The organism is Afipia sp. GW821-FHT14H12 (genome assembly GCF_058803465.1).
On the sequence record NZ_JBXAOZ010000002.1, the window covers coordinates 330,826 to 356,732 of the forward strand.

At 62.7% G+C, this 25,907-nt stretch carries 28 protein-coding genes; 13 read left to right on the forward strand and 15 right to left on the reverse strand.

Annotated elements, in window-relative coordinates; all coding sequences use genetic code 11:
• Nucleotides 1-336: 336 nt before the first annotated feature.
• The 4 genes from rpsF (at nucleotide 337) to rplI (ending at nucleotide 2,798) form a co-directional block, all read left to right on the forward strand.
• Nucleotides 337-789, forward strand: coding sequence for a 30S ribosomal protein S6 (gene rpsF, locus AC1RNA_RS13115; protein WP_009339255.1), 453 nt, complete (start codon nucleotides 337-339; stop codon nucleotides 787-789).
• A gap of 5 nt (nucleotides 790-794) precedes the next feature.
• On the forward strand, nucleotides 795-1,034 hold the full coding sequence (rpsR, locus tag AC1RNA_RS13120) for a 30S ribosomal protein S18 (protein WP_009339254.1): 240 nt from the start codon (nucleotides 795-797) through the stop codon (nucleotides 1,032-1,034).
• Between the two features lie 145 nt (nucleotides 1,035-1,179).
• The gene (locus tag AC1RNA_RS13125) at nucleotides 1,180-2,145 is read left to right on the forward strand and encodes a DUF2232 domain-containing protein (RefSeq protein ID WP_492951390.1); all 966 of its coding nucleotides are present in this window, start codon (nucleotides 1,180-1,182) and stop codon (nucleotides 2,143-2,145) included.
• 56 nt (nucleotides 2,146-2,201) lie between these two features.
• Nucleotides 2,202-2,798, forward strand: a complete 597-nt coding sequence (gene rplI, locus AC1RNA_RS13130) for a 50S ribosomal protein L9 (RefSeq protein ID WP_009339252.1) — start codon at nucleotides 2,202-2,204, stop codon at nucleotides 2,796-2,798.
• A gap of 111 nt (nucleotides 2,799-2,909) precedes the next feature.
• Here the strand turns inward: rplI and AC1RNA_RS13135 are convergent, their stop codons facing one another.
• Nucleotides 2,910-3,716 carry a hypothetical protein gene (locus AC1RNA_RS13135; protein ID WP_492951391.1) on the reverse strand — a complete coding sequence of 269 codons (807 nt, stop codon included), beginning with the start codon at nucleotides 3,714-3,716 and terminating at the stop codon, nucleotides 2,910-2,912.
• A gap of 250 nt (nucleotides 3,717-3,966) precedes the next feature.
• Here AC1RNA_RS13135 and AC1RNA_RS13140 point away from each other — a divergent pair, with 250 nt between their 5' ends.
• The 6 genes from AC1RNA_RS13140 (at nucleotide 3,967) to purF (ending at nucleotide 12,075) form a co-directional block, all read left to right on the forward strand.
• On the forward strand, nucleotides 3,967-5,217 hold the full coding sequence (locus tag AC1RNA_RS13140; RefSeq protein ID WP_048756227.1) for a cyclopropane fatty acid synthase: 1,251 nt from the start codon (nucleotides 3,967-3,969) through the stop codon (nucleotides 5,215-5,217).
• Nucleotides 5,218-5,357: 140 nt separating this feature from the next.
• Complete coding sequence (locus AC1RNA_RS13145) at nucleotides 5,358-6,854, forward strand: replicative DNA helicase (RefSeq protein ID WP_009339249.1); 1,497 nt, start codon at nucleotides 5,358-5,360, stop codon at nucleotides 6,852-6,854.
• Nucleotides 6,855-6,913: 59 nt separating this feature from the next.
• Nucleotides 6,914-8,104, forward strand: a complete 1,191-nt coding sequence (alr, locus tag AC1RNA_RS13150; RefSeq protein WP_492951392.1) for an alanine racemase — start codon at nucleotides 6,914-6,916, stop codon at nucleotides 8,102-8,104.
• Between the two features lie 78 nt (nucleotides 8,105-8,182).
• Entirely contained in the window at nucleotides 8,183-9,595 is a 1,413-nt protein-coding gene (radA, locus tag AC1RNA_RS13155) for a DNA repair protein RadA (RefSeq protein WP_009339247.1), read from the forward strand.
• Between the two features lie 250 nt (nucleotides 9,596-9,845).
• Nucleotides 9,846-10,490, forward strand: a complete 645-nt coding sequence (locus tag AC1RNA_RS13160) for a CvpA family protein (protein WP_009339246.1) — start codon at nucleotides 9,846-9,848, stop codon at nucleotides 10,488-10,490.
• A gap of 79 nt (nucleotides 10,491-10,569) precedes the next feature.
• Nucleotides 10,570-12,075 carry an amidophosphoribosyltransferase gene (purF, locus tag AC1RNA_RS13165; RefSeq protein WP_009339245.1) on the forward strand — a complete coding sequence of 502 codons (1,506 nt, stop codon included), beginning with the start codon at nucleotides 10,570-10,572 and terminating at the stop codon, nucleotides 12,073-12,075.
• A 6-nt stretch (nucleotides 12,076-12,081) separates the two neighbouring features.
• On the opposite strand, the gene AC1RNA_RS13170 is transcribed toward purF, so the two are convergent.
• Nucleotides 12,082-12,585, reverse strand: a complete 504-nt coding sequence (locus AC1RNA_RS13170; RefSeq protein WP_492951393.1) for a GNAT family N-acetyltransferase — start codon at nucleotides 12,583-12,585, stop codon at nucleotides 12,082-12,084.
• A gap of 186 nt (nucleotides 12,586-12,771) precedes the next feature.
• Between AC1RNA_RS13170 and AC1RNA_RS13175 the strand changes: the two genes are divergently transcribed.
• Nucleotides 12,772-13,512 carry an SDR family NAD(P)-dependent oxidoreductase gene (locus tag AC1RNA_RS13175; RefSeq protein WP_009339243.1) on the forward strand — a complete coding sequence of 247 codons (741 nt, stop codon included), beginning with the start codon at nucleotides 12,772-12,774 and terminating at the stop codon, nucleotides 13,510-13,512.
• A gap of 6 nt (nucleotides 13,513-13,518) precedes the next feature.
• Here AC1RNA_RS13175 and der read toward each other — a convergent pair whose 3' ends face one another.
• From der to AC1RNA_RS13205, 6 genes are all read right to left on the reverse strand, one after another.
• The gene (der, locus tag AC1RNA_RS13180) at nucleotides 13,519-14,904 is read right to left on the reverse strand and encodes a ribosome biogenesis GTPase Der (protein WP_492951394.1); all 1,386 of its coding nucleotides are present in this window, start codon (nucleotides 14,902-14,904) and stop codon (nucleotides 13,519-13,521) included.
• A 55-nt stretch (nucleotides 14,905-14,959) separates the two neighbouring features.
• The gene (locus tag AC1RNA_RS13185; protein WP_492951395.1) at nucleotides 14,960-15,478 is read right to left on the reverse strand and encodes a hypothetical protein; all 519 of its coding nucleotides are present in this window, start codon (nucleotides 15,476-15,478) and stop codon (nucleotides 14,960-14,962) included.
• Nucleotides 15,479-15,482: 4 nt separating this feature from the next.
• Nucleotides 15,483-16,127 (reverse strand): tetratricopeptide repeat protein, encoded by a 645-nt coding sequence (locus AC1RNA_RS13190; protein WP_492951396.1) that lies wholly within the window; start codon nucleotides 16,125-16,127, stop codon nucleotides 15,483-15,485.
• A gap of 161 nt (nucleotides 16,128-16,288) precedes the next feature.
• On the reverse strand, nucleotides 16,289-17,119 hold the full coding sequence (gene panB / locus AC1RNA_RS13195; protein ID WP_009339239.1) for a 3-methyl-2-oxobutanoate hydroxymethyltransferase: 831 nt from the start codon (nucleotides 17,117-17,119) through the stop codon (nucleotides 16,289-16,291).
• Between the two features lie 2 nt (nucleotides 17,120-17,121).
• Entirely contained in the window at nucleotides 17,122-17,706 is a 585-nt protein-coding gene (locus AC1RNA_RS13200) for an NnrU family protein (protein WP_197083216.1), read from the reverse strand.
• Nucleotides 17,707-17,825: 119 nt separating this feature from the next.
• Entirely contained in the window at nucleotides 17,826-19,448 is a 1,623-nt protein-coding gene (locus AC1RNA_RS13205; protein WP_040298333.1) for a peptide chain release factor 3, read from the reverse strand.
• A 202-nt stretch (nucleotides 19,449-19,650) separates the two neighbouring features.
• Between AC1RNA_RS13205 and sugE the strand changes: the two genes are divergently transcribed.
• Complete coding sequence (sugE, locus tag AC1RNA_RS13210; RefSeq protein WP_009339236.1) at nucleotides 19,651-19,965, forward strand: quaternary ammonium compound efflux SMR transporter SugE; 315 nt, start codon at nucleotides 19,651-19,653, stop codon at nucleotides 19,963-19,965.
• Nucleotides 19,966-19,968: 3 nt separating this feature from the next.
• Here the strand turns inward: sugE and AC1RNA_RS13215 are convergent, their stop codons facing one another.
• From AC1RNA_RS13215 to AC1RNA_RS13230, 4 genes are read right to left on the reverse strand one after another with little or no spacing between them, the layout of a single operon-like run.
• Nucleotides 19,969-20,937, reverse strand: a complete 969-nt coding sequence (locus AC1RNA_RS13215) for a branched-chain amino acid ABC transporter permease (protein ID WP_009339235.1) — start codon at nucleotides 20,935-20,937, stop codon at nucleotides 19,969-19,971.
• 1 nt (nucleotide 20,938) lies between these two features.
• Nucleotides 20,939-21,802 (reverse strand): branched-chain amino acid ABC transporter permease, encoded by an 864-nt coding sequence (locus AC1RNA_RS13220; RefSeq protein ID WP_048756237.1) that lies wholly within the window; start codon nucleotides 21,800-21,802, stop codon nucleotides 20,939-20,941.
• Between the two features lie 2 nt (nucleotides 21,803-21,804).
• Entirely contained in the window at nucleotides 21,805-22,521 is a 717-nt protein-coding gene (locus AC1RNA_RS13225; protein WP_492951397.1) for an ABC transporter ATP-binding protein, read from the reverse strand.
• On the reverse strand, nucleotides 22,514-23,236 hold the full coding sequence (locus tag AC1RNA_RS13230; protein WP_492951553.1) for an ABC transporter ATP-binding protein: 723 nt from the start codon (nucleotides 23,234-23,236) through the stop codon (nucleotides 22,514-22,516). The genes AC1RNA_RS13225 and AC1RNA_RS13230 overlap by 8 nt, the downstream gene beginning before the upstream one ends.
• A gap of 286 nt (nucleotides 23,237-23,522) precedes the next feature.
• On the opposite strand from AC1RNA_RS13230, the gene AC1RNA_RS13235 reads away from it, so the two are divergent.
• Nucleotides 23,523-24,155 (forward strand): PAS domain-containing protein, encoded by a 633-nt coding sequence (locus AC1RNA_RS13235; protein ID WP_009339231.1) that lies wholly within the window; start codon nucleotides 23,523-23,525, stop codon nucleotides 24,153-24,155.
• Between the two features lie 43 nt (nucleotides 24,156-24,198).
• Here AC1RNA_RS13235 and AC1RNA_RS13240 read toward each other — a convergent pair whose 3' ends face one another.
• From AC1RNA_RS13240 to AC1RNA_RS13250, 3 genes are all read right to left on the reverse strand, one after another.
• Complete coding sequence (locus AC1RNA_RS13240; protein WP_492951398.1) at nucleotides 24,199-24,573, reverse strand: ArsC family reductase; 375 nt, start codon at nucleotides 24,571-24,573, stop codon at nucleotides 24,199-24,201.
• 91 nt (nucleotides 24,574-24,664) lie between these two features.
• Nucleotides 24,665-25,222 (reverse strand): methylated-DNA--[protein]-cysteine S-methyltransferase, encoded by a 558-nt coding sequence (locus tag AC1RNA_RS13245; protein WP_492951399.1) that lies wholly within the window; start codon nucleotides 25,220-25,222, stop codon nucleotides 24,665-24,667.
• Nucleotides 25,223-25,244: 22 nt separating this feature from the next.
• Complete coding sequence (locus AC1RNA_RS13250) at nucleotides 25,245-25,877, reverse strand: pyridoxamine 5'-phosphate oxidase family protein (protein ID WP_492951400.1); 633 nt, start codon at nucleotides 25,875-25,877, stop codon at nucleotides 25,245-25,247.
• Between the last annotated feature and the right edge of the window lie 30 nt (nucleotides 25,878-25,907).

A 25,907-nucleotide genomic window follows, 5' to 3' on the forward strand; every position in this document is an offset into this window, starting at 1 on the left:
ACACGGAACTGCCGGCAAATCCCCGATTTTGAGAGCATGCCCCCCTCAAAACCACCGTAAACGTCTCGATTTTCGGGCCAAATCCGGCTCAAACCGCCTCTCTAGTCCCTTGCCAACCGCCGCAAATCACCTATAAAGCGCGCATCCGTGGATCCCGGCCGGGAGCTGAACGGACGGTCTCAGCAACCTTCATTTCGACAACGAAATTGGGTTGATGGGACAGGGCCAGTCGGTCCGTCGTCCCGTGCTTCCGCCTTCTGAGCAATATCGAGGTCCTTTCCGAAGGTCTCGAAGGGCTTGCCGCCAGGACCCGCGCTAACACAGGAAAGGACTCCCATGCCTCTTTACGAGCATGTTTTCCTCGCGCGCCAAGACGCGAGTGCCCAACAGGTCGAAGAATTCACCACCCAGATCACCGGCGTGATCGAAGGTCTCGGCGGCAAGGTTGCCAAGACCGAGAACTGGGGCGTGCGTTCGCTCACCTACCGCATGAACAAGAACCGCAAGGCTCACTTCGTGCTGCTGAACATCGACGGCCCGGCTGCGATCGTTTCCGAGATCGAGCGTCAGGAGCGCATCAACGAAGACATCATCCGTTATCTGACCGTGCGTGTCGACGAACTCGAGGAAGGCCCGTCCGCAATGATGCGCAAGGCCGACCGTGATCGCGAACGCGACGACCGTGGCGGCGGCTTTGGTGGCCGTGGCGGCGACCGCGATGGCGGCTTCCGCTCCGAGCGCGGCCCGCGCCGTTCGCGTGATGACGAAACCGCATCGGTAGAGGAGTAAGAGATATGGCTGACGCTGGTGCACGCCGCCCGTTCTTCCGCCGTCGCAAGACCTGCCCGTTCACGGGCCCGAACGCGCCGAAGATCGACTTCAAGGATTCCAAGCTCCTGATGCGTTACGTATCCGAGCGCGGCAAGATCGTGCCGAGCCGCATCACGGCCGTGTCCGCGCTGAAGCAGCGCGAACTCGCCCGTGCCATCAAGCGCGCGCGGTTCCTGGGTCTTCTGCCTTACGTGATCCGCTAAGGCGAATAATTCCGCTCCTCATCCCACGGGATGAGGAGCAAACTTCGCGCTCCATGAGGAGCGATTTTCATAACACGGCGGCGACAGCAGTCGTGGATGGTTGGGGCAAACAGCCTCTAACCGCTCGAAGGGGGCGGGACAGCTGATGATGGCAACGACGATTCTCATTGCACTGGCGGCCGCGCTTGCGTCGGCCATGATGTTCGCCTCGATCGCATCGGGCGCGGTGCTGTCGCTTGCCTTGTTCTATCTCGCACCATTGCCGCTGATGGTGGTCGCGCTCGGCTGGGGATCGCGGAGCGGATTCATCGCCGGCGCGGCTGCGGTGCTCGGCCTCGGCGCCGTCTTCGGGCCGATGTACATGCTGGCCTATGGCGTCATGGTCGCCCTGCCCGCGCTCTGGCTCGGCCATCTCGTGCTGCTCGCACGTGCTCACGATGATGGTTACACGCCTCCGTCCGCGCTCGACTGGTACCCGGTCGGCCGCATCCTGGTCTGGACCGCAGGCTTTGCGGCTCTCACCACCGCCGGGGCACTTCTGACCCTTGGCACCGACGTCGACACGATCATGGCGGTCATGCGGAAGAGCCTGACGCACCTCTCCGACGTTGCGAACCAGGGTGGGGTCGCCCATGGCACCACGCCTGATCCCGTCATCGAGGCACTGGTTGCGATCGCCCCCGGCGCGGCCGCGCTGGTCGCGATGCTGACTCTGACGCTCAATCTGTGGCTTGCGGCCAAGATCGCTCAGACCTCGCAGCTTTTGAAGCGCCCGTGGCCAGACCTGCGCACGACCGAGATGCCGCGGCCGGTGATGGCTGCGCTCGCGATCGCCATCGTGCTCTGCTTCTTCGGCGGGCTAACCGCGCTGGTCGCCAAGATCGTCAGCGCTTCACTGCTGCTCGCCTATGGCATGACCGGCTTTGCCGTTCTGCACACCGTCAGCCAGACCATGGCGGGACGCTCCTTCATGCTGAGCGGCATCTACGCCCTCACCGCTTTCATCGGCTGGCCGCTCGCAGGCGCGATCGTGCTCGGCCTTGCCGACGCCGCCTTCGGCATTCGCAGACGCTACTGGCGGAAACAGCACAGCCTGCCAGACCCCCACTGAACTTCAACCGTCACCTCAAGAAATCCCTCTATCCAGTCTTTGCCAAGGAGAACATCATGGAAGTCATTCTACTCGAACGCGTCGCCAAACTCGGCCAGATGGGCGACATCGTGAACGTCAAAAACGGCTATGCCCGCAATTTCCTGCTCAAGCGCCACAAGGCGCTGCGCGCGACCGAGGCGAACCGTTCCAAATACGAAGGCATGAAGGCCGACCTCGAAGCCAAGAACATCGCGGCCAAGGGCGAAGCCAGCAAGGTTGCCGAGAAGATCGAGGGCCGCAACGTCATCGTCATCCGCCAGGCCGCCGAAAGCGGCCAGCTCTTCGGCTCGGTTTCGGTGCGCGACATCATGGCGGCGCTGGCTGCCGATGGCGTTTCGCTCAACCGTCATCAGGTTCTGCTCGAACACCCGATCAAGGAGATCGGCCAGCACAAGATCACGATCGCCGTTCACCCCGAGGTCGAGATTCATGTGACCGCCACCGTGGCCCGCAGCGAGGCGGAAGCCGAGCGCATCAACCGTGGCGAAGACATCAGCACCCGCCAGGAAGATCAGGACGCGGCGGCAGAAGCGATCGCTGCGGCCGGCGAATTCTTCGACCCGGAAGCCCAGGACCGGATCGAAGCACCGGAAGCACCGAGCGAGCAGTAAGCTTCGCTCCATTGCAATCATCATCAAATCCGGTCCGGAAACGGGCCGGATTTTTTCATGCGCTTTTGAAGGCGATGGGCGCAGAGCCGACCGCTTTCAGACTGATGGATATTATTGCGAAACCGGCGCCGCCGGCTTTTCCGGAGCAGCCGGAGCCTCGGATTTGGAATCCGGCTTCGCCTCCGGTTTGGGCTCGACGTTGAAGACCGGCATATTCGAGGAGGCAGGCTTCTCCTCATCCGGCTTCTTCACGGGGGCGTCCGCTGCGGCGTCAGGAGCAGACACGGCAGGCTTGGTCTCAGGCTGTGTGGCGGATTCCGCGGGCTTTTCCGGCGCCGCGGCAGGCTTGCTGCTCTCGGCCGCAGGCGTTTCCGGCTTCGGCTGGGAAGCAGTATCGGATTTCGGCCTGGAGGTATCCTTCGGCTCATCCTTTGCCGGAGTATTCTTCGGCTTACGCTTGTCAACCTTGGGCTTTTTACCCTTGGCGTCGACTTCACCCGCTCCTTCGTCTTTCGGCTTGGCGGCGTGCCCGTGTGTGGGCTTCTCGGCCCCGATATGCCGTTCTTGTCTTTCCTTCGGCTCGGCATCCCGCTCCCGCGGCTTCGGCGCCGTCAACTCGCGTCCCTCGCGCGTAAGGTCGTCACCGGCGCGCCTGTTCGCGGCGCCGTTCGACAGGACGTAAGCACTCATCGCGCCCGCCATCCCGGTGCTCGTCGTATAGTGCTGGCGCAGGAAACCGGGGAGCGATCCGGGCGCCACGCTCTTAAGCAGCCCATGGGGGCTCTTGTGGCAGACCGCGCATGTCGCGGCAAAAATCTGGGCCGGGGTTTTACCGGCCTCGAGATTTTGCGCTGCCGCCGGACCGGCAGCGCTCATCCAAAGCACCGCCGCCGCCAGAGTGAGCGCTCGCCTCGACATAGATGGTCTCCAGAAATTGCTCGACCGGCATCGTCATGCCGGGAGGTCAAATGATCGTACGACAAGTCCTTAGCGGATAATCCGCCGGATGGAAACGTTGAGAATGCAACACTCTAGGTAAGATTGCAGTGATGCGGCATGGCCACTCCTGCCCTCTATTCGGGCTTGAAGGAGCGGGCAAGAAGGGGGAAACTTTCGACCGTGGGGCCCGTTCAATAGGAATAGCACATTAGAGCCAAGGCCACTACCCATGAGCTTTTTGCTGAAATCCGTTCTCCGCCGGTTTTTCCGCTACGGTTCAATCACTTTTATCACCGCTGACGGCCAGTCCTTCACGTGCGGCGACGGGACCGGCACACCGGTCACGGTCCGCTTCACCACCCACTCGGCACAACGCAGGTTGCTACTCGATCCGGAGATGGCCTTCGGCGAGATCTACATGGATGGCGAACTCGTGATCGAGCAAGGATCGATCACCGACGTCCTCGCCGTGGTGCTTGGCCAGCCCTACGACCTGCCCGGCTGGGCAAAGCTCCATCACCTGCAGCGCTTTTTGATCCGCCGGTGGCATCAGTTCAATCCGATGGGTCTGGCGAAGCGCCGCATCCAGAGCCATTACGATCTCGACAGCCGGATCTACTCGCTCTTTCTCGATTCCGACCGGCAATATAGCTGCGCCTATTTCGAACAGCCGGACATGTCGCTCGACGAGGCCCAGTTGGCCAAGCGCCGCCACGTCACCGCCAAGCTGCTGGTGCAACCGGATCAGCACGTGCTCGACATCGGCTCCGGCTGGGGCGGCCTTGGTCTCTATATCGCGGAAATCGCAGGCGGCCTCGTCACCGGCGTCACTCTATCCAACGAGCAGTTCGAGATGTCGAACCAGCGCGCCAAGGCCAAGGGGCTGTCCCAGCGCGCCAAATTCCTGCTTGAGGATTATCGCAAGGTGCCGGGTCCGTTCGACCGGATCGTTTCGGTGGGCATGTTCGAGCATGTCGGTATCGACCACTACCAGACCTATTTCGATCGTTGCGCCGAACTGCTCAAGGATGACGGCGTGATGGTGCTGCATGCCATCGGCCGCTCCGAGGGACCGGACATCACCAACCCATGGGTCGCCAAGTATATTTTCCCCGGCGGCTATATTCCGGCGCTGTCGGAAGTGCTGCCCAGGATCGAGCGCTCGGGCCTTCTGGTGGATGACATCGAAATCCTCCGCCTGCATTACGCCGACACGCTGAAAGCCTGGCACGAACGGTTCCTTGCCCAGCAGGAAGAAGCCGCACGCATTTATGACGAGCGCTTCGTGCGGATGTGGCGCTTCTATCTCGCCTGCTCGGAGATGAGTTTCCGCAAGCAGAACATGATGGTGTTCCAGATTCAGCTCAGCAAACGGCAAGGCGTGGTTCCGATTACCCGCGACTACATCGCGCGGGAGGAGCAGCGACTGCGCGGGCTGGAAGCTGCAAAAGCTCCCCCACTCCAAATCGCCGGCGAATAGCAAGTGGAATTACAGGGAAGCAGGGTTTCCCCGGCCGGGTGTGAGAATCGGGCATAAAGTCAGTTCTGACTTACGCCCCTTGCGGTGCAGGTGCTTGATACCTGCCCGCCTCTTCCAACTTGAAAGCGCATCTGAACACCATGGCCGTTTCCGACTCGAACATTGTCAAGCTCGCGCCCGAAGCCGGCGCACCGGCCTACCGCACTGCGCCCCACAACATCGAGGCGGAACAGAGCCTGCTCGGCGCTATCCTCGTCAACAACGACGCGTTCTACCGCGTTTCGGATTTCCTCGAGCCGAAGCACTTCTTCGAGCCGATCCATCAGGTGATCTTTGAGACGGCGTCAAGCCTGATCCGCGCGGGCAAGGTCGCCACGCCGGTGACGCTGAAAACCTTCCTGCCCGCCGACACCGATCTCGGCGGCATCACGGTCAGCCAGTACCTCGCCCGCCTCGCCGCCGAAGCGACGACCATCATCAACGCGCAGGATTACGGCCGCACGATTTACGACCTCTCCCAGCGCCGCGACCTGATCCGCATCGGCGAGGACATGGTCAACGTCGCCTATGACGCGCCGGTGGACTTCGCGCCCCGCGCGCAGATCGAGGATGCCGAGCGGCGGCTCTACGAGCTGGCCGAGCAAGGCCAGTATGACGGCGGCTTCCAGAAATTCGGACAGGCCCTGACGGTCGCCATCGACATGGCGGCCAAGGCCTATGCGCGCGACGGCAATCTCTCCGGCCTCGCCTCGGGACTGCGCGACATGGACACCAAGATGGGCGGATTGCAGCCGTCCGACCTCATCATCCTCGCCGGACGCCCGGCTATGGGAAAGACCGCACTCGCCACCAACATCGCCTATAACGTCGCCCGTTCCTGGCAGGGCGAGTTGCAGCCCGACGGGACGACGAAATCCGTTAATGGCGGCGTGGTCGGTTTCTTCTCGCTGGAAATGTCGGCCGAACAGCTCGCCACCCGTATTCTCTCCGAGCGCACCGGCGTTTCCTCAAGCTCGATCCGGCGCGGCGGCATCACCGAAAGCGATTTCGACAAGATCCGCGACCACGCCATCGAAATGCAGCATTTGCCCTTCCACGTCGACGACACCGGCGGCCTGTCAATCGCGCAACTGATGGCGCGGGCACGGCGGCTGAAGCGGCAGAAGGGCCTTGATCTTCTGATCATCGACTACATCCAGCTCCTGTCAGGTTCGGGCAAGCGTTCCGACAACCGCGTGCAGGAAATCACCGAGATCACCACCAGCCTGAAGGCGCTGGCGAAGGAGCTGAATGTTCCGATCATCGCGCTTTCGCAGCTCTCGCGTCAGGTCGAAGCGCGTGACGACAAGCGCCCGCAACTCGCCGACCTTCGTGAATCCGGCTCGATCGAGCAGGACGCCGACGTGGTGCTGTTCGTATTCCGCGAGGAGTACTACCTGCAGAACAAAGAACCGAAGGTCGGCACGCCGGAACACGAAAAATGGCAACTGGAAATGTCGCTGGTTCACGGCAAGGCCGAAGTCATCATCGGCAAGCAGCGCCATGGCCCGACCGGCACCATCAAGCTGCATTTCGATTCCAGCGTCACGCGCTTCGCCGATCTCGTCGAAGACGACCACATGCCAACGCATATTTGATCTTTGGCGCGGGAAGCGTGATATGAGAGGCTGATCTTCGCCTCCAGCCGCGTCCTTTCATGACACCCTTTCCCGATACCTCAGTCCAGATCGATGCGCACACGTTGCAGGGAACGCCCGGCGTCCTGACCATCGATCTCGACGCGCTCGCCACGAACTGGAAGGCGCTGGAGAGCCGCGCTGTGCCGGCGGAATGCTCCGCCGTGGTCAAGGCCGACGCCTATGGCTGCGGACTCACACCCGTGACGCGCAAACTCGTCAGCATCGGCTGCAAGACGTTCTTCGTGGCAACCCTCGATGAAGCGAAGCGCGCACGCGAGGCCGCGCCAAAAGCCGCGATCTACGTGCTCGATGGTTTCTTCGCCAATTGTGGAGGCGATTTCGCCAAGATCGATTGCCGTCCCGTGATCGGCGACCTTAACGAGCTTGCGGAATGGGATGCGTTCCGGCGCACCCGCGGCTGGACCGGCCTCGCCGCGCTCCAGATCGACACCGGCATGAACCGCCTCGGCCTCACCCCCGACGAGGCGCGCGGGCTGGTACCGCGCATCAAGCAAGCCGATCACGGCATCGCGCTGGTGATGAGCCACCTCGCCTGCGCCGAGGACATGAGCAACGCGATGAACGCGCGCCAGCTCGCCGCCTTCCGGAGCGTCGCATCCGAATTCAGCGGCATCACCGCTTCGCTGGCGAATTCGTCCGGCATCTTTCTCGGCTCGCACTTCCACATGGACATGGTGCGGCCGGGTGCTGCGCTCTACGGCGTCAACCCCACGCCGGAAGCCGACAACCCGATGCAGCCTGTGGTCGGCCTCAAGGTTCGCATCGCGCAAATCCGCAACGTGCCCAAGGGCGAGACGGTCGGCTATGGCGCATTGTGGCACGCCAAGCGGCCGACGCGGCTTGCCATCGTCAGCGCCGGGTATGCCGACGGCTATTTCCGCGCCGCGAGCGGCATCGAAGGAACCCGCAGCGCGCAGGCGATTGTCGCGGGCCAGCGCTGCCCCATCGTCGGCCGCATCTCGATGGACCTGATGGCGATCGACATCACCGACGTGCCGCACGGCGGCATACGGCGCGGTCACTTCATCACCCTGATCGGCGAAGGCCTGACCCTCGATGAACTCGGGCACCATTTCGGCACCATCGGCTACGAGGTGCTGACCAGCCTCGGCCGCCGCTACGCGCGCGACTACCGGGGCAGCGTCAGTCAAGATTCGAAAACGGCTCCGGAAAAGTCCTCGGCCTGACCCCTACCTTTCAGGCCATGGGTTGACTTTTTAACTCGAATAAGAACAAAGATAGAACATATCTGTCTGGGGCTCCCGATGGCCAAAAATCTTCCCTCCTTCGTCTGCCAGAATTGCGGCTCGGCCTACACCAAGTGGCAAGGCAAGTGCGAAGGCTGCGGCGAGTGGAACACGCTGTCCGAAGAGGACTCGATTGCGGCCGCCGCCATGCCCTCCAGCATCCGCCCGAAGCGCAAGGGCCGCCTGTTCACGCTGGAAACACTGACGGGCGAATCCCAGCAGGCCCCGCGTCTTCCGTCGGGGATGGCGGAACTCGACCGCGTCACCGGCGGCGGCTTCGTGCGCGGCTCGGTGCTGCTGGTCGGGGGAGATCCCGGCATCGGCAAATCAACCCTTCTGACACAGGCTACCAGCATGCTGGCCCGCGCGGGCCATCGCGCCGTCTATATCTCGGGCGAGGAAGCCGTGGCGCAGGTGCGGCTGCGGGCGGCACGGCTTGGCCTTGCTGACGCCGCCGTCCAACTTGCCGCCGAAACTTCGGTTGAAGATATCATCGCAACCCTTTCAGAAGGCACGCCTCCCCGGCTCGTGGTGATCGATTCGATCCAGACGATGTGGACCGATACGGTGGAATCCGCGCCCGGCACCGTGACGCAGGTTCGCGCTTCGGCGCAGGCACTCATTCGCTTTGCCAAGAAATCTGGCGCGGCCCTCATCCTCGTCGGTCACGTCACCAAGGACGGCCAGATCGCCGGCCCCCGCGTCGTCGAGCACATGGTCGATGCCGTGCTGTCTTTCGAGGGTGAAGGCTCGCAACAGTTCCGTATCCTGCGCTCGGTGAAGAACCGCTTCGGCCCCACCGACGAGATCGGCGTGTTCGAGATGACTGGGCTTGGCCTGCGCGAGGTCACCAACCCGTCCGAACTGTTTCTTTCGGAGCGCGATCTCGGCAGCCCGGGCACGGCGGTGTTCGCAGGGATCGAAGGCACACGCCCGGTGCTGGTGGAATTGCAGGCGCTGGTCGCGCCGACCTCGCTCGGCACACCGCGCCGTGCCGTGGTCGGCTGGGATCCGAGCCGCCTCTCCATGGTGCTGGCGGTGCTGGAAGCCCATTGCGGCATCAAGCTCTCGGGCCACGATGTCTACCTCAATGTCGCGGGCGGTCTGCGCATCCAGGAGCCCGCCGCTGACCTTGCCGCGGCGGCCGCCCTCGTCTCCTCGCTCGCCAACGCACCGCTGCCGGTCGATGCCGTCTATTTCGGGGAAATCTCGCTATCAGGTGCTGTGCGCCCGGTCGCACAATCCTCCGCACGCCTGAAGGAGGCGGCCAAGCTTGGCTTCGCCCGCGCGGTGCTGCCGGACACAGCACGCGGCGATGCAGGCGCTGGCGATGTCGGATTGAGCCTGAACACCGTCAATTCACTGACCTCGCTGGTGGCGGACATCGCGGCCCGCAGCGAGAAGCGTTTGCGTCCCGCCGCTCAGGGATAGATCCATGGGTAAAATTTGAAATATTCACCGCCGGATGGCGCCACATGGACGGTTTGAAAAGCCACAGGCGGGGAAAAATCCGCCTCGAGTTCCCGATTTGATGCCTCTACGGGTCCACACCGCGTGACGCCCGAAAAATGGCTGGTTATACAACGCGCGCGCGGCTTGCGGGCCGCGCCGCTACGCCGTCTCCTGAAATCCGGTGAGCCCTGCGATTCGGGCCACCGCCATAACTGGAACAGCCTCTCCGATGCCGATCACGCTACTCGATATCATCGTCCTCGCCGTTCTTCTGCTCTCCGGCCTGCTTGCGATGATCCGCGGTTTCGTGCGCGAGGTACTATCGATCACGGCCTGGGGCGCGGCGGCGCTCACCACCCTTTACGCCTACCAGAAACTTCTTCCGACAGCGAAGACCTACATCGCCAGCGACACGCTCGCGACCGTCGCCGTCGTCGCCGGCATCTTCATCGTCACGCTGATCGTGGTGTCGATCGTCACCGTGCGCATCTCCGACATGATCCTGGATTCGCGAATCGGTGCGCTCGACCGCACCCTCGGCTTCCTGTTCGGCCTCGCTCGCGGCTTGCTCATCATGGTCGTGGCCTTCCTGTTTTTTGCATGGCTGGTACCCGAGAAGCAGCAGCCCGACTGGGTTCGCGGCGCAAAATCGCGTGTTGTGCTGCAAGGAACCGGCGATTGGCTTTTGTCGCTCTTGCCGGACGACCCTGAAAATACCATCTTGAAACGGTTCAAGAAAACCAAGCCGGAAGACGAGCCGGCCGATTCCGCTCCGGACAACCGGACGGAGAACCCGTCGGACCCCGGCGGCTATGCCAAGTCGGAGCGCGACGGGATGAAGTCGTTAATCGACGGCAAAGCCACGGGGCGTTAACTGTAGGCCATGATGCTTGGGAATCGGGTGGTGGTTTCAGCTAGATATCGTCTCAATGGCGCGGAGGCTTGGTGACACGATGAACAACTTCTCCGGTAGCACGGCCGCCACAGGCGAACGCGACCAGCGCGATATCGATCTGCACGGCGAAGGCGACACGCTACGGGAAGAATGCGGCGTCTTCGGCATCTACGGTCATCCCGACGCCGCCGCCATCACCGCCCTCGGACTTCACGCCCTCCAGCATCGCGGCCAGGAAGCCGCCGGTATCGTCTCCTTCGACGGCCACCGCTTCCACTCTGAACGCCGCCTCGGCCTCGTCGGCGACACCTTCTCCCGCGCAGCCGTAATCGACCGTCTTCCCGGCGACAACGCCATCGGTCACGTCCGCTATTCCACCACCGGCGAAACCATCCTGCGCAACGTGCAGCCGCTGTTCGCCGAACTCAACGCCGGCGGCTTCGCCATCGCCCATAACGGCAACCTCACCAACGGCCTGTCGTTGCGCCGCGAACTGGTCCGCCAGGGCGCGATGATGCAATCGACCACCGATACCGAAGTCGTTCTCCACCTCGTCGCCCATTCCAAACGCACCCGCTTCATCGAGCGTTACATCGAGGCGCTGCGCGCCATAGAAGGCGCCTACGCGCTGGTGGCGCTCACCAACAAGAAGCTGATCGGTGCACGCGACCCGCTCGGCATCCGCCCGCTGGTGCTCGGCGAGCTTGACGGCTGCCCGATCCTCGCTTCGGAGACCTGCGCGCTCGACATCATCGGCGCGAAATATGTTCGCGACATCGAGCCCGGCGAAGTCATCGTGTTCGACGAGAAGGGTACCGAGATTCACAAACCCTTCCCGCCGCAGCCGCCCCGCCCCTGCATCTTCGAGTACATCTATTTCGCCCGCCCGGATTCCGTCGTCGGCGGGCGTTCCGTTTATGAAGTCCGCAAAGGCTTCGGCGCGCAGCTCGCCCGCGAAAGCCATGTCGATGTGGACGTGGTCGTGCCGGTGCCGGATTCCGGCGTCCCTGCCGCCATCGGCTACAGCCAGGAATCGGGCGTACCGTTCGAACTCGGCATCATCCGTAACCACTATGTCGGACGCACCTTCATCCAGCCGACGCAGAGCGTGCGCGAACTCGGCGTGCGCATGAAGCACGCGCCGAACCGCGCCGCGATCGAAGGTAAGCGCATCATTCTGATCGACGACTCGCTGGTGCGCGGCACCACCTCGAAGAAGATCGTGCGCATGATGCGCGACGCGGGCGCCAAGGAAGTTCACTTCCGCCTCGCCTCGCCTCCGATCATCCACCCGGATTATTACGGTATCGACCTGCCGGACCGCGGCGGCCTTCTCGCGGCCACGCATACGCTGGAAGAAATGCGCGACATCATCGGTGCGGACTCTCTCGCCTTCCTCTCCATCGACGGCATGTACCGCGCGGTCGGCGAGCCGGGACGCGACCCGGCCAATCCGAAGTTCTCGGATCACTGCTTCACCGGCGACTACCCGACCCACCTCACCGACCAGACGCAGGTGGAACAGCCGCAGCACCAGCTCTCGTTGCTGGCGGAAGCAAGCTGAGTTCGCTCAAAGCCTTCGCATCATGAACTGCGCATCTTCGCCATAGCTGCTCAGCTTCTCCGCCAGTGCATTGTCCACCACCGCCACAAAGCCCTGCCGCTGCCAGAAGCCTTCCGAACCGTTGACTGCGATCAGCGATAGTGACGGCAGGCGCTCGGCCCGCACCTGCTCGGCCAGCGATGTCACCACTTCGGCCGCCGCACCGGTGCCGCGCATCTCGGGCAGCAACGCGATGTCGTGGAGATAATAGGTCGAAGGCTGTGGCGGCAATTCGCCGAGCAGCGTGTTGAGTTGCGGCGGCGCGCGGTCAAGCCACGGATGGCTGATAGCATAAGCCGTGAGCCTCCCATTGCATTCCAGCACCCGGCAGCCCGGCGGATAAAGCCGCAGCCGTTCGGCGAATACCGCCGCATCCTCCGGATAGGCCGGATGGATCAGCGCTTGCAGCGCATGGACGGCGGGCAGATCGGCAGGCTGCATCTGTCGCCATGAAGCACGTTCGGTCAGCATGTCACCCTTCTAGCATGCCGTCCGTCTTCTCCCTCAATAACCATCCCTCCCGTCATGGCCGGGCATAGCCCGTCGAAGACCGGCGTGAACGCCCTTTCGCCCGGCCACCGGCGTCTGTAAAACCTGCCGCAAAGGCGTGGATGCCGGGGACGAGCCCGGGCATGACGCAGGCTGAAGAGTTTAAAAATGACCAAACCCCTCGCTTCCCGCATCGCTCTCGTCACCGGCGCCTCGCGCGGCATCGGCCACGCAGCGGCGCGCGCGCTGGCCCGCGCCGGGGCCCATGTCATCGCCGTGGCGCGGACGCAGGGCGGCTTGGAAGAACTCGACGATGAAATCCGCAGCGAAGGCGGCAGCACTACGCTGGTCCCGCTCGACATCACCGATTACGACGGCGTGGCACGGCTGGGCGCCGCGCTGAACGACCGCCACGGCAAGCTCGACATCCTGATCGGCAATGCCGGCGTCGCCGGCCCCTCCTCGCCGCTTGGCCATATTGATTTGAAGCCGTGGATGGACGCGATCGGGGTCAACCTCACCGCGAACTTCCAGCTGATCCGCTGCATGGAGCCATTGCTGATCCATTCGGATGCTGGCCGCGCGGTGTTCATCACCTCCGGCACTGCCTCCAAGGCCAGCGCCTATCGCGGACCTTACGCCGCTTCCAAGGCCGGGCTGGAAGCACTGGCGCGGGTCTGGGCGCACGAGACAGCGACAAGCGAGATCCGCGTCAACCTGTTCAATCCGGGACCGATCCGCACCCGCATGCGCGCCTCCGTCATGCCGGGCGAGGACCCGATGACGCTCGACACGCCCGAGCAAGCCGCCGAATACATCCTGCCGATGTGCATGCCGGACTGGAACGAGACCGGCAAGGTCTACGACTACCGCACCCGCTCGCTGATGCACTTCCGTCCGCCGGTGTGAGGGAAGCTACGATTTTCGCTTCGCCTTGTGTGCGAACGGGTTGGCCTTCTCGCGCAGCGTGATGCGGACCGGCGTGCCCGGCAGATCAAACGCCTCGCGCAATGTATTTGTGAGATAGCGCAGATAGGATTGCGGGACAGCGTCGGCGCGCGAACAGAACACCACGAAGCTCGGCGGCCGCGCTTTGGTCTGCGTCACGTAATTCAGCTTCAGCCTGCGGCCCGACACGGCGGGTGGCGGATTGTTGCGCGTCGCCTGTTCGAACCAGCGGTTCAGCGCGCTGGTGGGAATGCGCTTGTTCCAGGTGGCATAGGCTTTCTCGATCGCGCCGATCAGCCGGTCGATGCCTTCTCCCATCAGGCCGGAAATCGCCACCACCGGCGCACCGCGCACCTGCGGCAGCAGATGATCGGCGGTTTCGCGCAGCTTGCCGATCGCACTCGGCGCGCGCTCCACCAGATCCCATTTGTTGACAGCAAGCACGAGAGCGCGGCCTTCGCGTTCGACAAGATCGGCCAGTCGCAGATCCTGCTCCTCGAAGCGGTTCTGCGCGTCCATCACCAGCACAACGACTTCGGCGAAGCGCACCGCGCGCAGCGCATCCGACACCGACAGCTTTTCGAGTTTGTCGTCGATGCGCGAACGCCGGCGCAAACCCGCGGTGTCGAATACCCGCAGCTTCCGGCCTTTCCATTCGACATCTACCGCGATGGAATCGCGTGTGGTGCCCGCTTCCGGGCTCGTCAGCAGCCGCTCCTCGCCGAGCAGATGATTGATGAGCGTCGATTTGCCCGCATTGGGGCGACCCAACACCGCGACGCGGATCGGGCGCGTGGGATCGTCTTCGAAGTCTTCCGCCCCGTCTGCGTCGTCCTCGTCCGCCTCATCATCGATCGGATCGGGCATCAATTCGCGCAGCGCGTCATACAGATCGCCTAGCCCCTCGCCGTGCTCGGCGGAAATGCCGATCGGCTCACCAAGGCCGAGCGCATAGGATTCCGCGATGCCTGCTTCGCCCTGCTTACCCTCGCTCTTGTTGGCGAGCAGCAGCACCGGTTTGTTGGCGCGGCGCGCAAAGTCGGCGAAGGCACGGTCATTCGGCGTGAGACCCGCGCGCGCGTCGATCACGAACATCAGCGCATCCGCCGCAGCGATCGCCGTCTCGGTCTGCTCCTGCATCCGCGCGGTGAGCGAACCGCGCGGCCCTGAATCGAGGCCCGCCGTGTCGATGATGGTGAATTCGAGATCGCCAAGGCGACCAAGCCCCTCGCGGCGATCACGCGTAACGCCAGGCTGGTCGTCCACCAGCGCGAGCTTTTGTCCGACCAGCCGGTTGAACAGCGTCGACTTGCCGACGTTGGGACGGCCGATGATCGCAATGGTGAAGGACATGATCGATCCCGTCCGCCCTTTACGCGGCCATATGCAAGTGCCGCGCGACGCGGATTTAATGCGAGAAGCTGCCGCTCGGCAACGGCGCCGGGAATGGCGACAATTGCTGCTGCTGAGGCTGGGGGGCAGCCGGTTGCTGCTGCTGTTGTGAAGGGGCCGGTGCTGGTGCTTCGTCCGGCGGCGGCGCCGTAATGCTCTTGCGCTTGGCGGTGCGTACCCGCTTCTTCGGTTTCTCTTCAGGCGGCGGTGCTGCGGCGGCAGCCGGAGCTGCGTTTGCCTGACCTGCTGCAGACGGGGCCCCCGGCGTAGCAGGGTCTGTCGCCGTGAGATCGTTCTGCTGCGCGCCCTTGTAAAGCTCCTTCGGCACGCCCTGCTCGACGCCCGGCACGCCTTCCGGGAATACCGGATGACGTGTTCCGGGTAGCGGCTTCTTGGTGTCGAGGAAGCTCAACATGTCGGTCGGATCGAAGCTGTTTGCCGCGCCTCCGCAACCCGACAGAACGCTGGCAATACTCACCAGAATAGCGCCGGTGAATGCACGGGATAGATGGCGTCTGGGAAAGCGGACCAGCATCGGCTTAACTTTTCGCGGCCGGAGGCAACAGCGCAAGCAACGCTTCCGCGCGCCTGCGCAGCGTCGCGGGACTTTGCGGATCGTCGCCGATCATGTCGAGCCACTTGCGCGCCGCGTCGTTGTTCTTCGCCCGCCAGGCCGATAGCGCCAGTAACTCGCGCGCGGAGTGGCGAAACGTGTGAGTGCCGGATGCATCGTCCGACAACCGCTTCTCGATATCGGCGTAAGGCGCGGTGTCGAGCAGCAAACTCGCCACGCGCAAACGGGCGATCTCGCGGATCGGCGCTTCGACCTTGCCGTCATTGGCGATCGCGTCGAACGCGGCAATGCCTTTCTGCGAATCCTGCTTGGCTGCTTCAGCCGCCGCATGAAGCCGCGCCAGCGTGCTGTAACCCTGCGCGTTGCTGCTCGCGATCTTGTCGAAAGCCGCCTGCGCCTGGGCCGGATCGGTCAACGCCACCGCAGCCTCAAAGGCCTTTCCAGCGGCTTCCGCCTTCTGATTCTCGAAATACTGGTAGGCGCGCCAACCGCCGACACCGCCGACGATCAGGACGATGAGCACGATGAAATGCAGCGAATAGCGGTCCCACAGCTTCTTGAGCTGCTCGCGGCGCAAATCCTCATCGATTTCGCTAAATAATTCAGACACTTAATAAAACCCCACCGATCGTCGCGGCGCGCTGGCGCACCATTCCCCTGCGATGATGCAAGCCGATACAGTAACGCTGTGGCAGCCACAAGGCAAAGCGAGGCGGATCAAAGCGTTAACCGCCATCCGTGGCCCAAAACCCGATCAGGGCTAGATCATGGCTATTTCGCGGTTTTCGGCTTCAGGTTGTAAACATGCTCAGGGCCCGGAAACGCGCGCGACCGCACCTCGCTGGCGTAGTCCTGAATCGCCTTCTCGATGCCCGGCCCGAGGTCGCCATAGCGTTTGACGAACTTCGGCGCCCAGGGCGACAGGCCGAGCATGTCTTCCAGCACCAGCACCTGCCCGTCGCAGGCGACGCTCGCGCCGATGCCGATGGTCGGTGACGCGACGCTCTCGGTGATCTTGCGCCCCAATGGTTCGGCCACCGCCTCGACCACGATCGAGAACGCGCCCGCCTCCGACACCGCCTTGGCGTCTTCCAGGATCATCGCCGAGTCCGCCTCGTCGCGGCCGCGCGCCCGGAACGAACCAAGCGTGTTGATCGACTGCGGCGTGAGGCCGACGTGGCCCATCACCGGAATGCCGCGCTCGACGAGAAACGCGATGGTCTCCGCCATCCGCACCCCGCCCTCGACCTTGATGCCGCCGCAGCCGGTTTCCTTCAGTACGCGCGCGGCGGAGTGAAACGCCTGCTCTTTTGATGCCTCATAGGAGCCGAACGGCATGTCGACCACGACCATCGCCTGCTTCGAGCCGCGCATCACCGCATGGCCTTGCAGGATCATCATCTCGAGCGTGACCGGCACGGTCGTCTCGAAACCGTGCATCACATTGCCGAGTGAATCACCGACCAGAATGATGTCGCAATATTTGTCGACCAATGCCGCTGTGTGCGCGTGATACGAGGTCAGCATCACGATCGGCTCGCCGCCCTTGCGCGCGAAAATCTCAGGCGCGGTTTTGCGCTTGGCTGCGTTTTGAATGGACATGGTCAGACTCCGACGACAGGAACGCCGATCACCAGCGGGTGGAAGGCCAATGCGAGGGCGAGATAGGCCACGACCCCGACCGCGACCGCGATCAGATCATTACCAATGCCGCCCACCGGAATCGGCGGTGCGCCGGCATCGGCGCGATGCTTCAGCGAAATGCGGTCATAGACGGCCCATGCCAGCACGGAGCCGAACAGGATGATCGAACCGAGATCGCCGTTCGCCAGAAGATGCGCCAACGCCCACAACTTCACGCCGGCCAGCATCGGATGCTTCAGCTTCGCGAAAATGCGCCCGCGAATGTAGGACGCCACGACCAGAATGACGGCAGGCAGCATTAGCGCCAGCGTCAGATGGCGCATCGCCTTGGGCGGATGCCAGACATCGATCCATTCGGTGGCGCGATAGACGCTGAAGCCCTTGGCCGCAAGCGCGATGCCGACAATCGCAACCACGCTGAAAGCGACCTTGTAGCCGCCCTCGCCCAGCCGCGCGACCAGCGAGGCACGCAGATCACGGCGTGTCGTCAGCACATGGACGCCCAGAACAAGCGCCAGCCCCAAAATCAGAAGTGCAAAACCCATGAGAGCACCGCCCATCAGATCGATGGGCTCGGGTAGCATTTTTATGGTGCAGCGCGCAATGCGCCAGAAGCATGCGCCTTCACATCACCGGCATGCGGCGTATCTCAGTTTGATACGGTTTACTCGCCCTTGCCCGCCTTCTTCACGTCCTTGATGCTGGTGAAGGTGATGCCGGGCGAGCGCTCGCGGGTGTAGCCGAGATAGAATTCATTCTTGGCGAGATACACCAGATCGCCATCGACATCTTCGGCGATGCTGGAGCCGTTGGCGTTGACGAACGTGTCGAACGTCTTGCGGTCTTCCGCCGTGAACCAGCGCGCTAACTGGAATTCGCTGATCTCGAAATCGACCGGCAGCGAATATTCCGCGTCCAGCCGCGCCTTCAGCACGTCGAGCTGCAACTGGCCGACGACGCCGACCATCGCGGGCGAACCGTCGCGCGGACGGAACACCTGCACGACGCCCTCCTCCGACATCTGCTGCAAGGCTTCTTTCAGCTTCTTCGCCTTCATCGCATCGCCCAGACGCACGCGGCGCAGGATTTCCGGTGCGAATGACGGCACGCCGACGAACTGAATGTCCTCGCCCTCCGTCAGCGTATCGCCGATCCGCAGCGTGCCGTGGTTCGGAATGCCGACGACGTCGCCCGCGAAGGCCTCGTCCGCGATGGCGCGGTCCTGCGCGAAGAAGAACTGCGGCGCGGACAGCGTCATGTTCTTGCCGGTCCGCACCAGCTTGGATTTCATGCCGCGCGTCAGCTTGCCCGAGCACAGCCGCGCGAACGCGATGCGGTCGCGATGGTTCGGGTCCATGTTCGCCTGAATCTTGAAGACAAACGCGCTCATCTTCGGCTCCGAAGCCTCGACCTTGCGCGTGCTGGAGTCCTGTGCGCGCGGCGGCGGCGCATAGCGCCCGAGCCCTTCGAGCAAGTCACCGACGCCGAAATTGCGCAGCGCCGAGCCGAAGAACACCGGCGTCAGATGCCCCTCGCGGAACGATTCCAGATCGAACGGCTTGCAGGCCTCAGACACCAGCGCGAGTTCTTCGCTGATCGCGTTCGCATCGAGATTGGGGTTACGGCCCGCCAACTCCTTGATCTCGATCTGCTCGGCCTGCCCGGTCTTGGCGCCGCCGCCTTCGAGAAGGCGCACGCCGCCGGTCGCGATGTCGTAGGTGCCGAGGAAGTCGCGGCCCCGTCCTACCGGCCAGGTCATCGGTGTGGTGTCGAGCGCAAGCGTCTTCTCGATCTCGTCCATCAAATCGAACGGATCGCGGCTCTCGCGGTCCATCTTGTTGATGAAGGTGATGATCGGGATATCGCGCAGGCGGCAGACCTCGAACAGCTTCCGGGTGCGATCCTCGATGCCCTTGGCGGCGTCGATCACCATCACGGCGGAGTCGACCGCGGTGAGCGTGCGATAGGTATCCTCGGAGAAGTCTTCGTGGCCCGGCGTATCGAGCAGGTTGAAAACGAGGTTGTCGAACTCGAACGTCATCACCGAGGTGACGACGGAAATGCCGCGGTCGCGCTCGATCTTCATCCAGTCCGAGCGCGTCGAGCGGCGCTCTCCCTTGGCCTTGACCTGCCCGGCGAGATTGATCGCGCCGCCGAACAGCAGGAGCTTTTCGGTCAGCGTGGTCTTGCCCGCGTCGGGGTGGGAAATGATCGCGAAGGTGCGCCTGCGCTCGACTTCATGGGCAAGCGGAGACGCAGAATCGGCGGCAATTACAGTGTCGGTCATGATCGCGAGCATGTGGCAGGGAAACGCCTCAGGATCAAGGGAAACCGCCCTTCCGCCTCGTCCTGCCCTTGCGGAAACCGCCCTTGTTTCCCTAAATAGCCCTTTGGCGGGGACGACCCCGCTTCGCGGCTTGCGGAACTCGCGCGCCCGTTAAATCCCATCATTTTCGCGGGGACGACCCTGCCCGTTGAAGGAGCGCTTCATGGCGTGGGTCATCCTGTTTTTCGCCGGGTTGATGGAAATCTGCTGGGCCATCGGGCTCAAATATACCGAGGGTTTCACCCGGCTGGTGCCCTCGGTCCTGACGCTCGCCGCGATGACGATCAGCGTCATCCTGCTCGCGATCGCGCTGAAAACGCTGCCGGTCGGAACCGGCTACGCGGTCTGGACCGGCATCGGCGCGGTCGGCACCGCGATTCTCGGCATCGTGCTGTTCGGCGATCCGGCGACGGCCGGGCGGCTCGCCTGCATCGGGCTGATTATCGCCGGGATCGTCGGGTTGAAACTCGCGACCTGAGGTTCACAGCGAGCGCTTGAAGTAGTGCGCGATCTCGCCGACGATGCCGCGGCGGAAGGTCAGCACGCAGACGATGAATACCGCGCCCTGCATCACCATCACCCATTGGCCGAATGATGCGAGATACTGCTGCATCGCGACGATGATGAAGGCACCGACGATGGGGCCGAAGGACGTACCGAGGCCGCCGACCAGCGTCATCAGCACGACCTCGCCCGACATCGTCCAGTGCACGTCGGTGAGCGAAGCATTCTGGGTCACGAACATCTTCAGCGATCCCGCAAGACCCGCCAGCGTGCCCGACAGGATGAACGCCATCAGCTTGTATTGATCGACCTTGTAGCCGAGCGAAATCGCGCGCGGCTCGTTCTCGCGGATCGACTTCAGCACCTCGCCAAAGGGCGAGTTGACGATGCGGTGGATCAGGAGGAACGCCAGCAGGAACACGCTGAGGATGAAATAATAAAGCGTGTTGGTGTGCGAGAGATCGAAGATCCCGAACAGCGTGCCCTGCGGAATGCCCTGAATGCCATCCTCGCCTCCGGTGAACGGCGCGCGCAGATAGATGAAGAACATCAATTGCGACAGCGCCAGCGTGATCATGGCGAAGTAGATGCCCTGCCGCCGGATCGCGATGGCGCCGGTGATGACGCTCAAGACAGCGGCCGCGAACACGCCGATCAGGATGCCGGCGACCGGCGGCACGCCCCACGACTTCAGCGAATAGGCCGTGAAATAGCCCGCGGTGCCCAGGAACATCGAATGGCCGAACGACAACAGGCCGCTATAGCCGATCAACAGGTTGAAGGCGCAGGCGAACAGCGAAAAGCACAGCGCCTGCATCACGAAGTAAGGGTAGATGCCGGTCAGCGGCACGGCGGCCAGCAGCACCGCCATGACGATGAAGCCGACGATCTCGTCCGCCATCGAGCGGTTCTTGGTGGGGGTCGCGTTTTCGGTGATGGTCGCCATGTCAGTTCGCCCGTCCCGTCAGCCCTGTCGGCTTTACCAGCAACACCAGCACCATCAACACGAAGACCACGGTGTTGGATGCTTCCGGGTAAAAATATTTGGTCAGCCCCTCGATCACTCCAAGGGAAAAGCCGGTGATGACCGAACCCATGATCGAGCCCATGCCGCCGATCACCACCACCGCGAACACCACGATGATGAGGTCCGCTCCCATCAGCGGCCCGACCTGATTGATCGGCGCCGACAGCACACCGGCCAGCGCCGCGAGGCCGACGCCAAGCCCGTAGGTCAGCGTGATCATCAGCGGCACGTTGATGCCGAAGGCGCGCACCAGCGTCGGGTTCTCGGTCGCCGCGCGCAGGTAAGCACCTAGCCGCGTCCGTTCGATCAGGAACCATGTCGCCAGACACACGATCAGCGAGACGACGACGACCCAGCCGCGATAGATCGGCAGATACATGAAGCCGAGATTGACGCCGCCGCGCAGTTCGGCCGGCATCGCATAGGGCATGCCGGAGGAGCCGAAATAGTTCTGGAAGATGCCCTGGATCACCAGCGCGAGGCCGAAGGTCAGCAGCAGGCCGTAGAGCGGATCGAGGCCCTGAAGCCAGCGCAGCAGCGTGCGCTCCAGCAGCATGCCGAACGCGCCCACGATCAGCGGCGCGAACAACAGCGCCCACCAGTAATTCAGGCCGAAATAATGCAGCAGGAAATACGCGGTGAACGCGCCCATCATGTAGAGCGCGCCGTGGGCGAAATTGATGATTTCGAGCATGCCGAAGATGACGGCAAGGCCAAGACTGAGCAGCGCGTAGAACGAGCCGTTGATCAGTCCGACAAGAAGCTGTCCGTAAAGCGCCTGCATCGTCACACGCCGAGATATTGGTGAAGTTTCTGCATATTGGCTTCCAGCTCGCCGCTCGCGAAGGTGTCGATCACCTGCCCGTGCTCGACGACGTAGAAACGATCCGCCAGATCCGCCGCGAACCGGAAATTCTGCTCGACCAGAAGAATGGTGAAGCCTTCCGCCTTCAGCCGCGAGATGGTGCGGCCGATCTGCTGGATGATGACCGGGGCCAGTCCTTCCGTCGGCTCATCCAGCATCAGGAAGCGCGCGCCGGTGCGCAGGATGCGCGCGATCGCCAGCATCTGCTGCTCGCCGCCGGACAGCTTGGTGCCCTGGCTGGTGAGCCGCTCTTTCAGATTCGGAAACAGGTCGAAGATCCGCTCCACCGGCATGCCGCCCGGACGTATCTGCGGCGGCAGCAGCAGGTTTTCCTTCACGTCGAGGCTGGAGAAAATCCCGCGCTCCTCGGGACAGAACGCGACGCCGAGGCGCGCGATCTTGTCCGAGGTCAGGTTGATTGTTTCCTTCCCCTCGAACATCACCGAGCCCCGGCGCTTGCCGATGATGCCCATGATCGATTTCAGCGTGGTGGATTTGCCCGCGCCATTGCGGCCGAGCAGCGTCACCACCTCGCCGGGCCGGACCTGAAAGTCCATGCCGTGGAGAATGTGGGACTCCCCGTACCAGGCCTGCAGTCCCTTGACGTCGAGCACCGGCGCCGTTGCTGCCTCAGGCATGCCCGGCCCCCAGATAGGCTTCCCGCACACGCTCGTCCTGGGTCAGGGTCGCGTAATCGCCCTCGGCCAATATCTGGCCGCGCGTCAGCACAGTGATCTTGTCCGACAAGTTCGACACCACGTTGAGGTTATGCTCGACCATCAGGATGGTATGGTCGGCGGCGATGCGCTTGATGAGCGTGGCGATCTTGTCGATATCCTCATGGCCCATGCCGGCCATCGGTTCGTCCAGCAGCATCAGTTCCGGCTCGAGCGCGAGCGTCGTTGCGATCTCCAGCGCGCGCTTGCGCCCATAGGGCATTTCAGCCGCACGGATATCGGCGAAGGCCGACAGTCCCACGTCGTCCAGCAGCGCGCTCGCCCGCTCGTTGAAACGGTTGAGGACCGATTTCGACCGCCAGAAATCGAACGACTCGCCGTGCTCGCGCTGCAGGGCGACGCGCACATTCTCCAGCGCCGTCAGGTTGGGAAACACCGCCGAAATCTGGAAGGAGCGTACAAGGCCGAGCCGCGCCACATCGGCGGGCTTCATCTCGGTGATGTCCTCGCCGTTATAGATAATTGTCCCCTTCGAGGGACGGAGGAATTTGGTGAGCAGGTTGAAACAGGTGGTCTTGCCCGCGCCATTGGGCCCGATCAGCGCGTGGATGGTATGGCGCCGAACCTGCAGATTGACGTCGCTGACCGCGGAAAAACCTGCGAACTCCTTGGTCAGGCCATGTGTTTCAAGGATGTAGTCCGACAATCAGAATCCCCGCCTTCGCATTGCAATAAGCATCGGCATTATTTGCCTTATCTGCCTAAACGCCACCTGCCCTCGCCGAATATGCAGCGAACCTTCCGTGCCGCGCAACGAGACCTTTGGACAGTGAAGTGCACCGCACAACATCTCAAGTTTAAAAAAGCGGCGTTAGGAACTCTCAACGCATTTTCTGTCTTGCGTTTGTAAATATCAGGAACATGATGGACCTTTATCGGAATTGATTTCGGAGGCTGTCACCATGTCGGCCAAACGAGACATTCTTCCTGACGATACCGCTTCGTTTCCGGGAACAACGATTGAAGTCGTCCGCGCGATTCAGCAGCGCGACCTGCTGAACAAATGGCTCAGCCTCTACACGCCGCTTCAGCACGCCCCGCCATTTGAAGAATTCCATCTCGAATGCAACGAGACGGATTGCGCCTCGGCGGTGCTCTACACCGTGAAGGTCGAGAACGGCCACCAGCGCATCATGATCGACAGCGGCGGCACACGGCTCGCCAAGGCCTATGGCGCAACCGGTATTGGTCGGGAATTGAGCGAGTATCTCGGCCCCAAACTTATCCCCGTCATCATGCCCATTTACGAGGAATGCATCCGGCGCGGGCTACCGGTCTATACCGTGTCGCGGCTTCACGACCGCGACAAGCGCAAGGTCGATCTCGAGCGGCTTCTGCTTCCCTTCAGCGATGGCAAGCGCATCACCCGCATCTTCGCCTCGTTCGAGACGATCAGCCCGGAGGGGCATTTCGACATCAATCAGCTCATGCGTGAGCGGCTCCCGATCGATGTCGTCCGCGCCGTGATCGATAAGAAGCTCTATTTCAAGCCGCCACCGCGAATCTCGCCGCGCGACAAGATCGAGTTCGAGTAAGTTCAGGCCAACTTGCTAAGTTCAGGCAAACTTGCGGCCCGCATCAGCGGGCTGCCTTTTTGCGCGCCGCTTTCCCCAGCTCTTTCTCGTATTCATCCGGCTTGAAGCCGACCAAAAGGCGTTTGCCGTCGTCGAGTACGGGCCGCTTGATCATCGAAGGCTGCGCCATCATCAGGGCGATGGCCTTGCGCTCGGTCAGCCCTTCCTTGTCGGCGTCCGGCAGTTTCCTGAACGTGGTCCCGGCGCGGTTGAGAACCGTTTCCCAGCCTGCGACCTTGCACCACTTCTCAAGATCGCCCTTGGTGATGCCCGCTTTCTTGTAGTCATGAAAATCATAGGCGACGCCGGTCTTGTCGAGCCAGGCGAACGCCTTCTTCATCGTGTCGCAGTTCTTGATGCCATAGATGGTGACAGACACGCCGACCTCATGCTGACTGGAGATGCCGCCATCTTACGGCATCGCGCGAACAGCACAAAACCGGCTCCGCCGATGCATGAACAGGATTATTTCAAAACCCAAGCGAGGCTTGCGCGGGCTCTTCCGGCGCCATCACGACGCCTTCCAGCTCCAGCATCCGGACCTTCGATGCCGCTCCGCCCGGCGCGGAAAACCCGCCGACCTTGCCGCCTGCGGCCAGCACGCGATGGCACGGAATGATGAGCGGGATCGGATTTTTGGCCATCGCCTGACCGACATCGCGGGCCAGCCGCGGATCGGCATCGATCTCCTTCGCCAGCGCCCCGTAGGTGGTCGTCTGCCCCCATGAAAGACGCCGGGCCAGAGCGTAAATCCGTTTGAACAAATCGTCCTGACCCTCGAGGTCGAGATTCAAATCCGAGAAATCGACTTCGCTGCCCTCGAAATAACGCCGCACTGCATCGATCACACCGGTGATGTCCGGCGTCGGCTCCGCCACCTTCGCAGCGGACATGCGCCGGAGCAGCAACCGCTCCGTGGCAGCGGCGTTATCCGTGGGCAACTGAAACCGCGTGATACCGTCGTCGCTCCATGCGATGCCGCAAAATCCCGAACGTGTTTGGAAAATGGCGTAGCTGTCATTCTTCATGACTTGCCCTTATCCGGCGCTTTCAGATGAGCGCCTTCTCCTTCCCAACCATCTCACGCAAACGCATGTTCTCGGCTTCGAGTTCGGCCAGATGTGCCCTCACCGGCTCCAGCGCCTCGGCCAGTTCCTCTTCGGTGAACCGGGGCGTGATGTGCTGCGAGCAGTTCCAGTCGAACGCCTCCAGATGCAGGATCATCACACGCTCCACCTTCGCCTTGTATCCGGGGATGGCAAACCGATCCACCAGCGAAGCATCGTCGCGAACCTCCTTCACCTCGGCACGCGCATAAACCTTCAACCGGCCCCGCCGGGGATAGTCCATCAGGAACAGGCAGACGCGATCGTTGGCCGCCAGATTCCCGGTCGTGATGTATTGCCGGTTGCCCCGGTAATCGGCGAAAGCGAGCCTCTTGTCGTCCAGCACGCGCAGGAACCCCTTCGGTCCACCACGATGCTGGATGTAAGGCCACCCGTTTTCCGACGACGTCGCGATGTAGAAGCTGTCGCGTTCGGCAATGAAGGCTATTTCGGCCTCGGTGAAACGATCGCGCGTGCGCGTGCTTGTGAGGTGCTCCCAGTACTCAGCGACACCATTGGCAGCCTGCGCCGCCTTGACGCTGGGCGTTGTAGCAATCTCGAGAAATCGATGAATCATCGCACCCTCCCTCGGTTGCGCACAAAATAT

Bases quoted from the DNA above. Each gene is read 5' to 3' on its own strand.
- rpsF (WP_009339255.1), top strand. From the start codon at position 337: ATGCCTCTTTACGAGCATGTTTTCCTCGCGCGCCAAGACGCGAGTGCC.
- rpsR (WP_009339254.1), top strand. From the start codon at position 795: ATGGCTGACGCTGGTGCACGCCGCCCGTTCTTCCGCCGTCGCAAGACC.
- AC1RNA_RS13125 (WP_492951390.1), top strand. From the start codon at position 1,180: ATGATGGCAACGACGATTCTCATTGCACTGGCGGCCGCGCTTGCGTCG.
- rplI (WP_009339252.1), top strand. From the start codon at position 2,202: ATGGAAGTCATTCTACTCGAACGCGTCGCCAAACTCGGCCAGATGGGC.
- AC1RNA_RS13135 (WP_492951391.1), bottom strand. From the start codon at position 3,716: ATGTCGAGGCGAGCGCTCACTCTGGCGGCGGCGGTGCTTTGGATGAGC.
- AC1RNA_RS13140 (WP_048756227.1), top strand. From the start codon at position 3,967: ATGAGCTTTTTGCTGAAATCCGTTCTCCGCCGGTTTTTCCGCTACGGT.
- AC1RNA_RS13145 (WP_009339249.1), top strand. From the start codon at position 5,358: ATGGCCGTTTCCGACTCGAACATTGTCAAGCTCGCGCCCGAAGCCGGC.
- alr (WP_492951392.1), top strand. From the start codon at position 6,914: ATGACACCCTTTCCCGATACCTCAGTCCAGATCGATGCGCACACGTTG.
- radA (WP_009339247.1), top strand. From the start codon at position 8,183: ATGGCCAAAAATCTTCCCTCCTTCGTCTGCCAGAATTGCGGCTCGGCC.
- AC1RNA_RS13160 (WP_009339246.1), top strand. From the start codon at position 9,846: ATGCCGATCACGCTACTCGATATCATCGTCCTCGCCGTTCTTCTGCTC.
- purF (WP_009339245.1), top strand. From the start codon at position 10,570: ATGAACAACTTCTCCGGTAGCACGGCCGCCACAGGCGAACGCGACCAG.
- AC1RNA_RS13170 (WP_492951393.1), bottom strand. From the start codon at position 12,585: ATGCTGACCGAACGTGCTTCATGGCGACAGATGCAGCCTGCCGATCTG.
- AC1RNA_RS13175 (WP_009339243.1), top strand. From the start codon at position 12,772: ATGACCAAACCCCTCGCTTCCCGCATCGCTCTCGTCACCGGCGCCTCG.
- der (WP_492951394.1), bottom strand. From the start codon at position 14,904: ATGTCCTTCACCATTGCGATCATCGGCCGTCCCAACGTCGGCAAGTCG.
- AC1RNA_RS13185 (WP_492951395.1), bottom strand. From the start codon at position 15,478: ATGCTGGTCCGCTTTCCCAGACGCCATCTATCCCGTGCATTCACCGGC.
- panB (WP_009339239.1), bottom strand. From the start codon at position 17,119: ATGTCCATTCAAAACGCAGCCAAGCGCAAAACCGCGCCTGAGATTTTC.
- AC1RNA_RS13200 (WP_197083216.1), bottom strand. From the start codon at position 17,706: ATGGGTTTTGCACTTCTGATTTTGGGGCTGGCGCTTGTTCTGGGCGTC.
- AC1RNA_RS13205 (WP_040298333.1), bottom strand. From the start codon at position 19,448: ATGACCGACACTGTAATTGCCGCCGATTCTGCGTCTCCGCTTGCCCAT.
- sugE (WP_009339236.1), top strand. From the start codon at position 19,651: ATGGCGTGGGTCATCCTGTTTTTCGCCGGGTTGATGGAAATCTGCTGG.
- AC1RNA_RS13215 (WP_009339235.1), bottom strand. From the start codon at position 20,937: ATGGCGACCATCACCGAAAACGCGACCCCCACCAAGAACCGCTCGATG.
- AC1RNA_RS13220 (WP_048756237.1), bottom strand. From the start codon at position 21,802: ATGCAGGCGCTTTACGGACAGCTTCTTGTCGGACTGATCAACGGCTCG.
- AC1RNA_RS13225 (WP_492951397.1), bottom strand. From the start codon at position 22,521: ATGCCTGAGGCAGCAACGGCGCCGGTGCTCGACGTCAAGGGACTGCAG.
- AC1RNA_RS13235 (WP_009339231.1), top strand. From the start codon at position 23,523: ATGTCGGCCAAACGAGACATTCTTCCTGACGATACCGCTTCGTTTCCG.
- AC1RNA_RS13245 (WP_492951399.1), bottom strand. From the start codon at position 25,222: ATGAAGAATGACAGCTACGCCATTTTCCAAACACGTTCGGGATTTTGC.
- AC1RNA_RS13250 (WP_492951400.1), bottom strand. From the start codon at position 25,877: ATGATTCATCGATTTCTCGAGATTGCTACAACGCCCAGCGTCAAGGCG.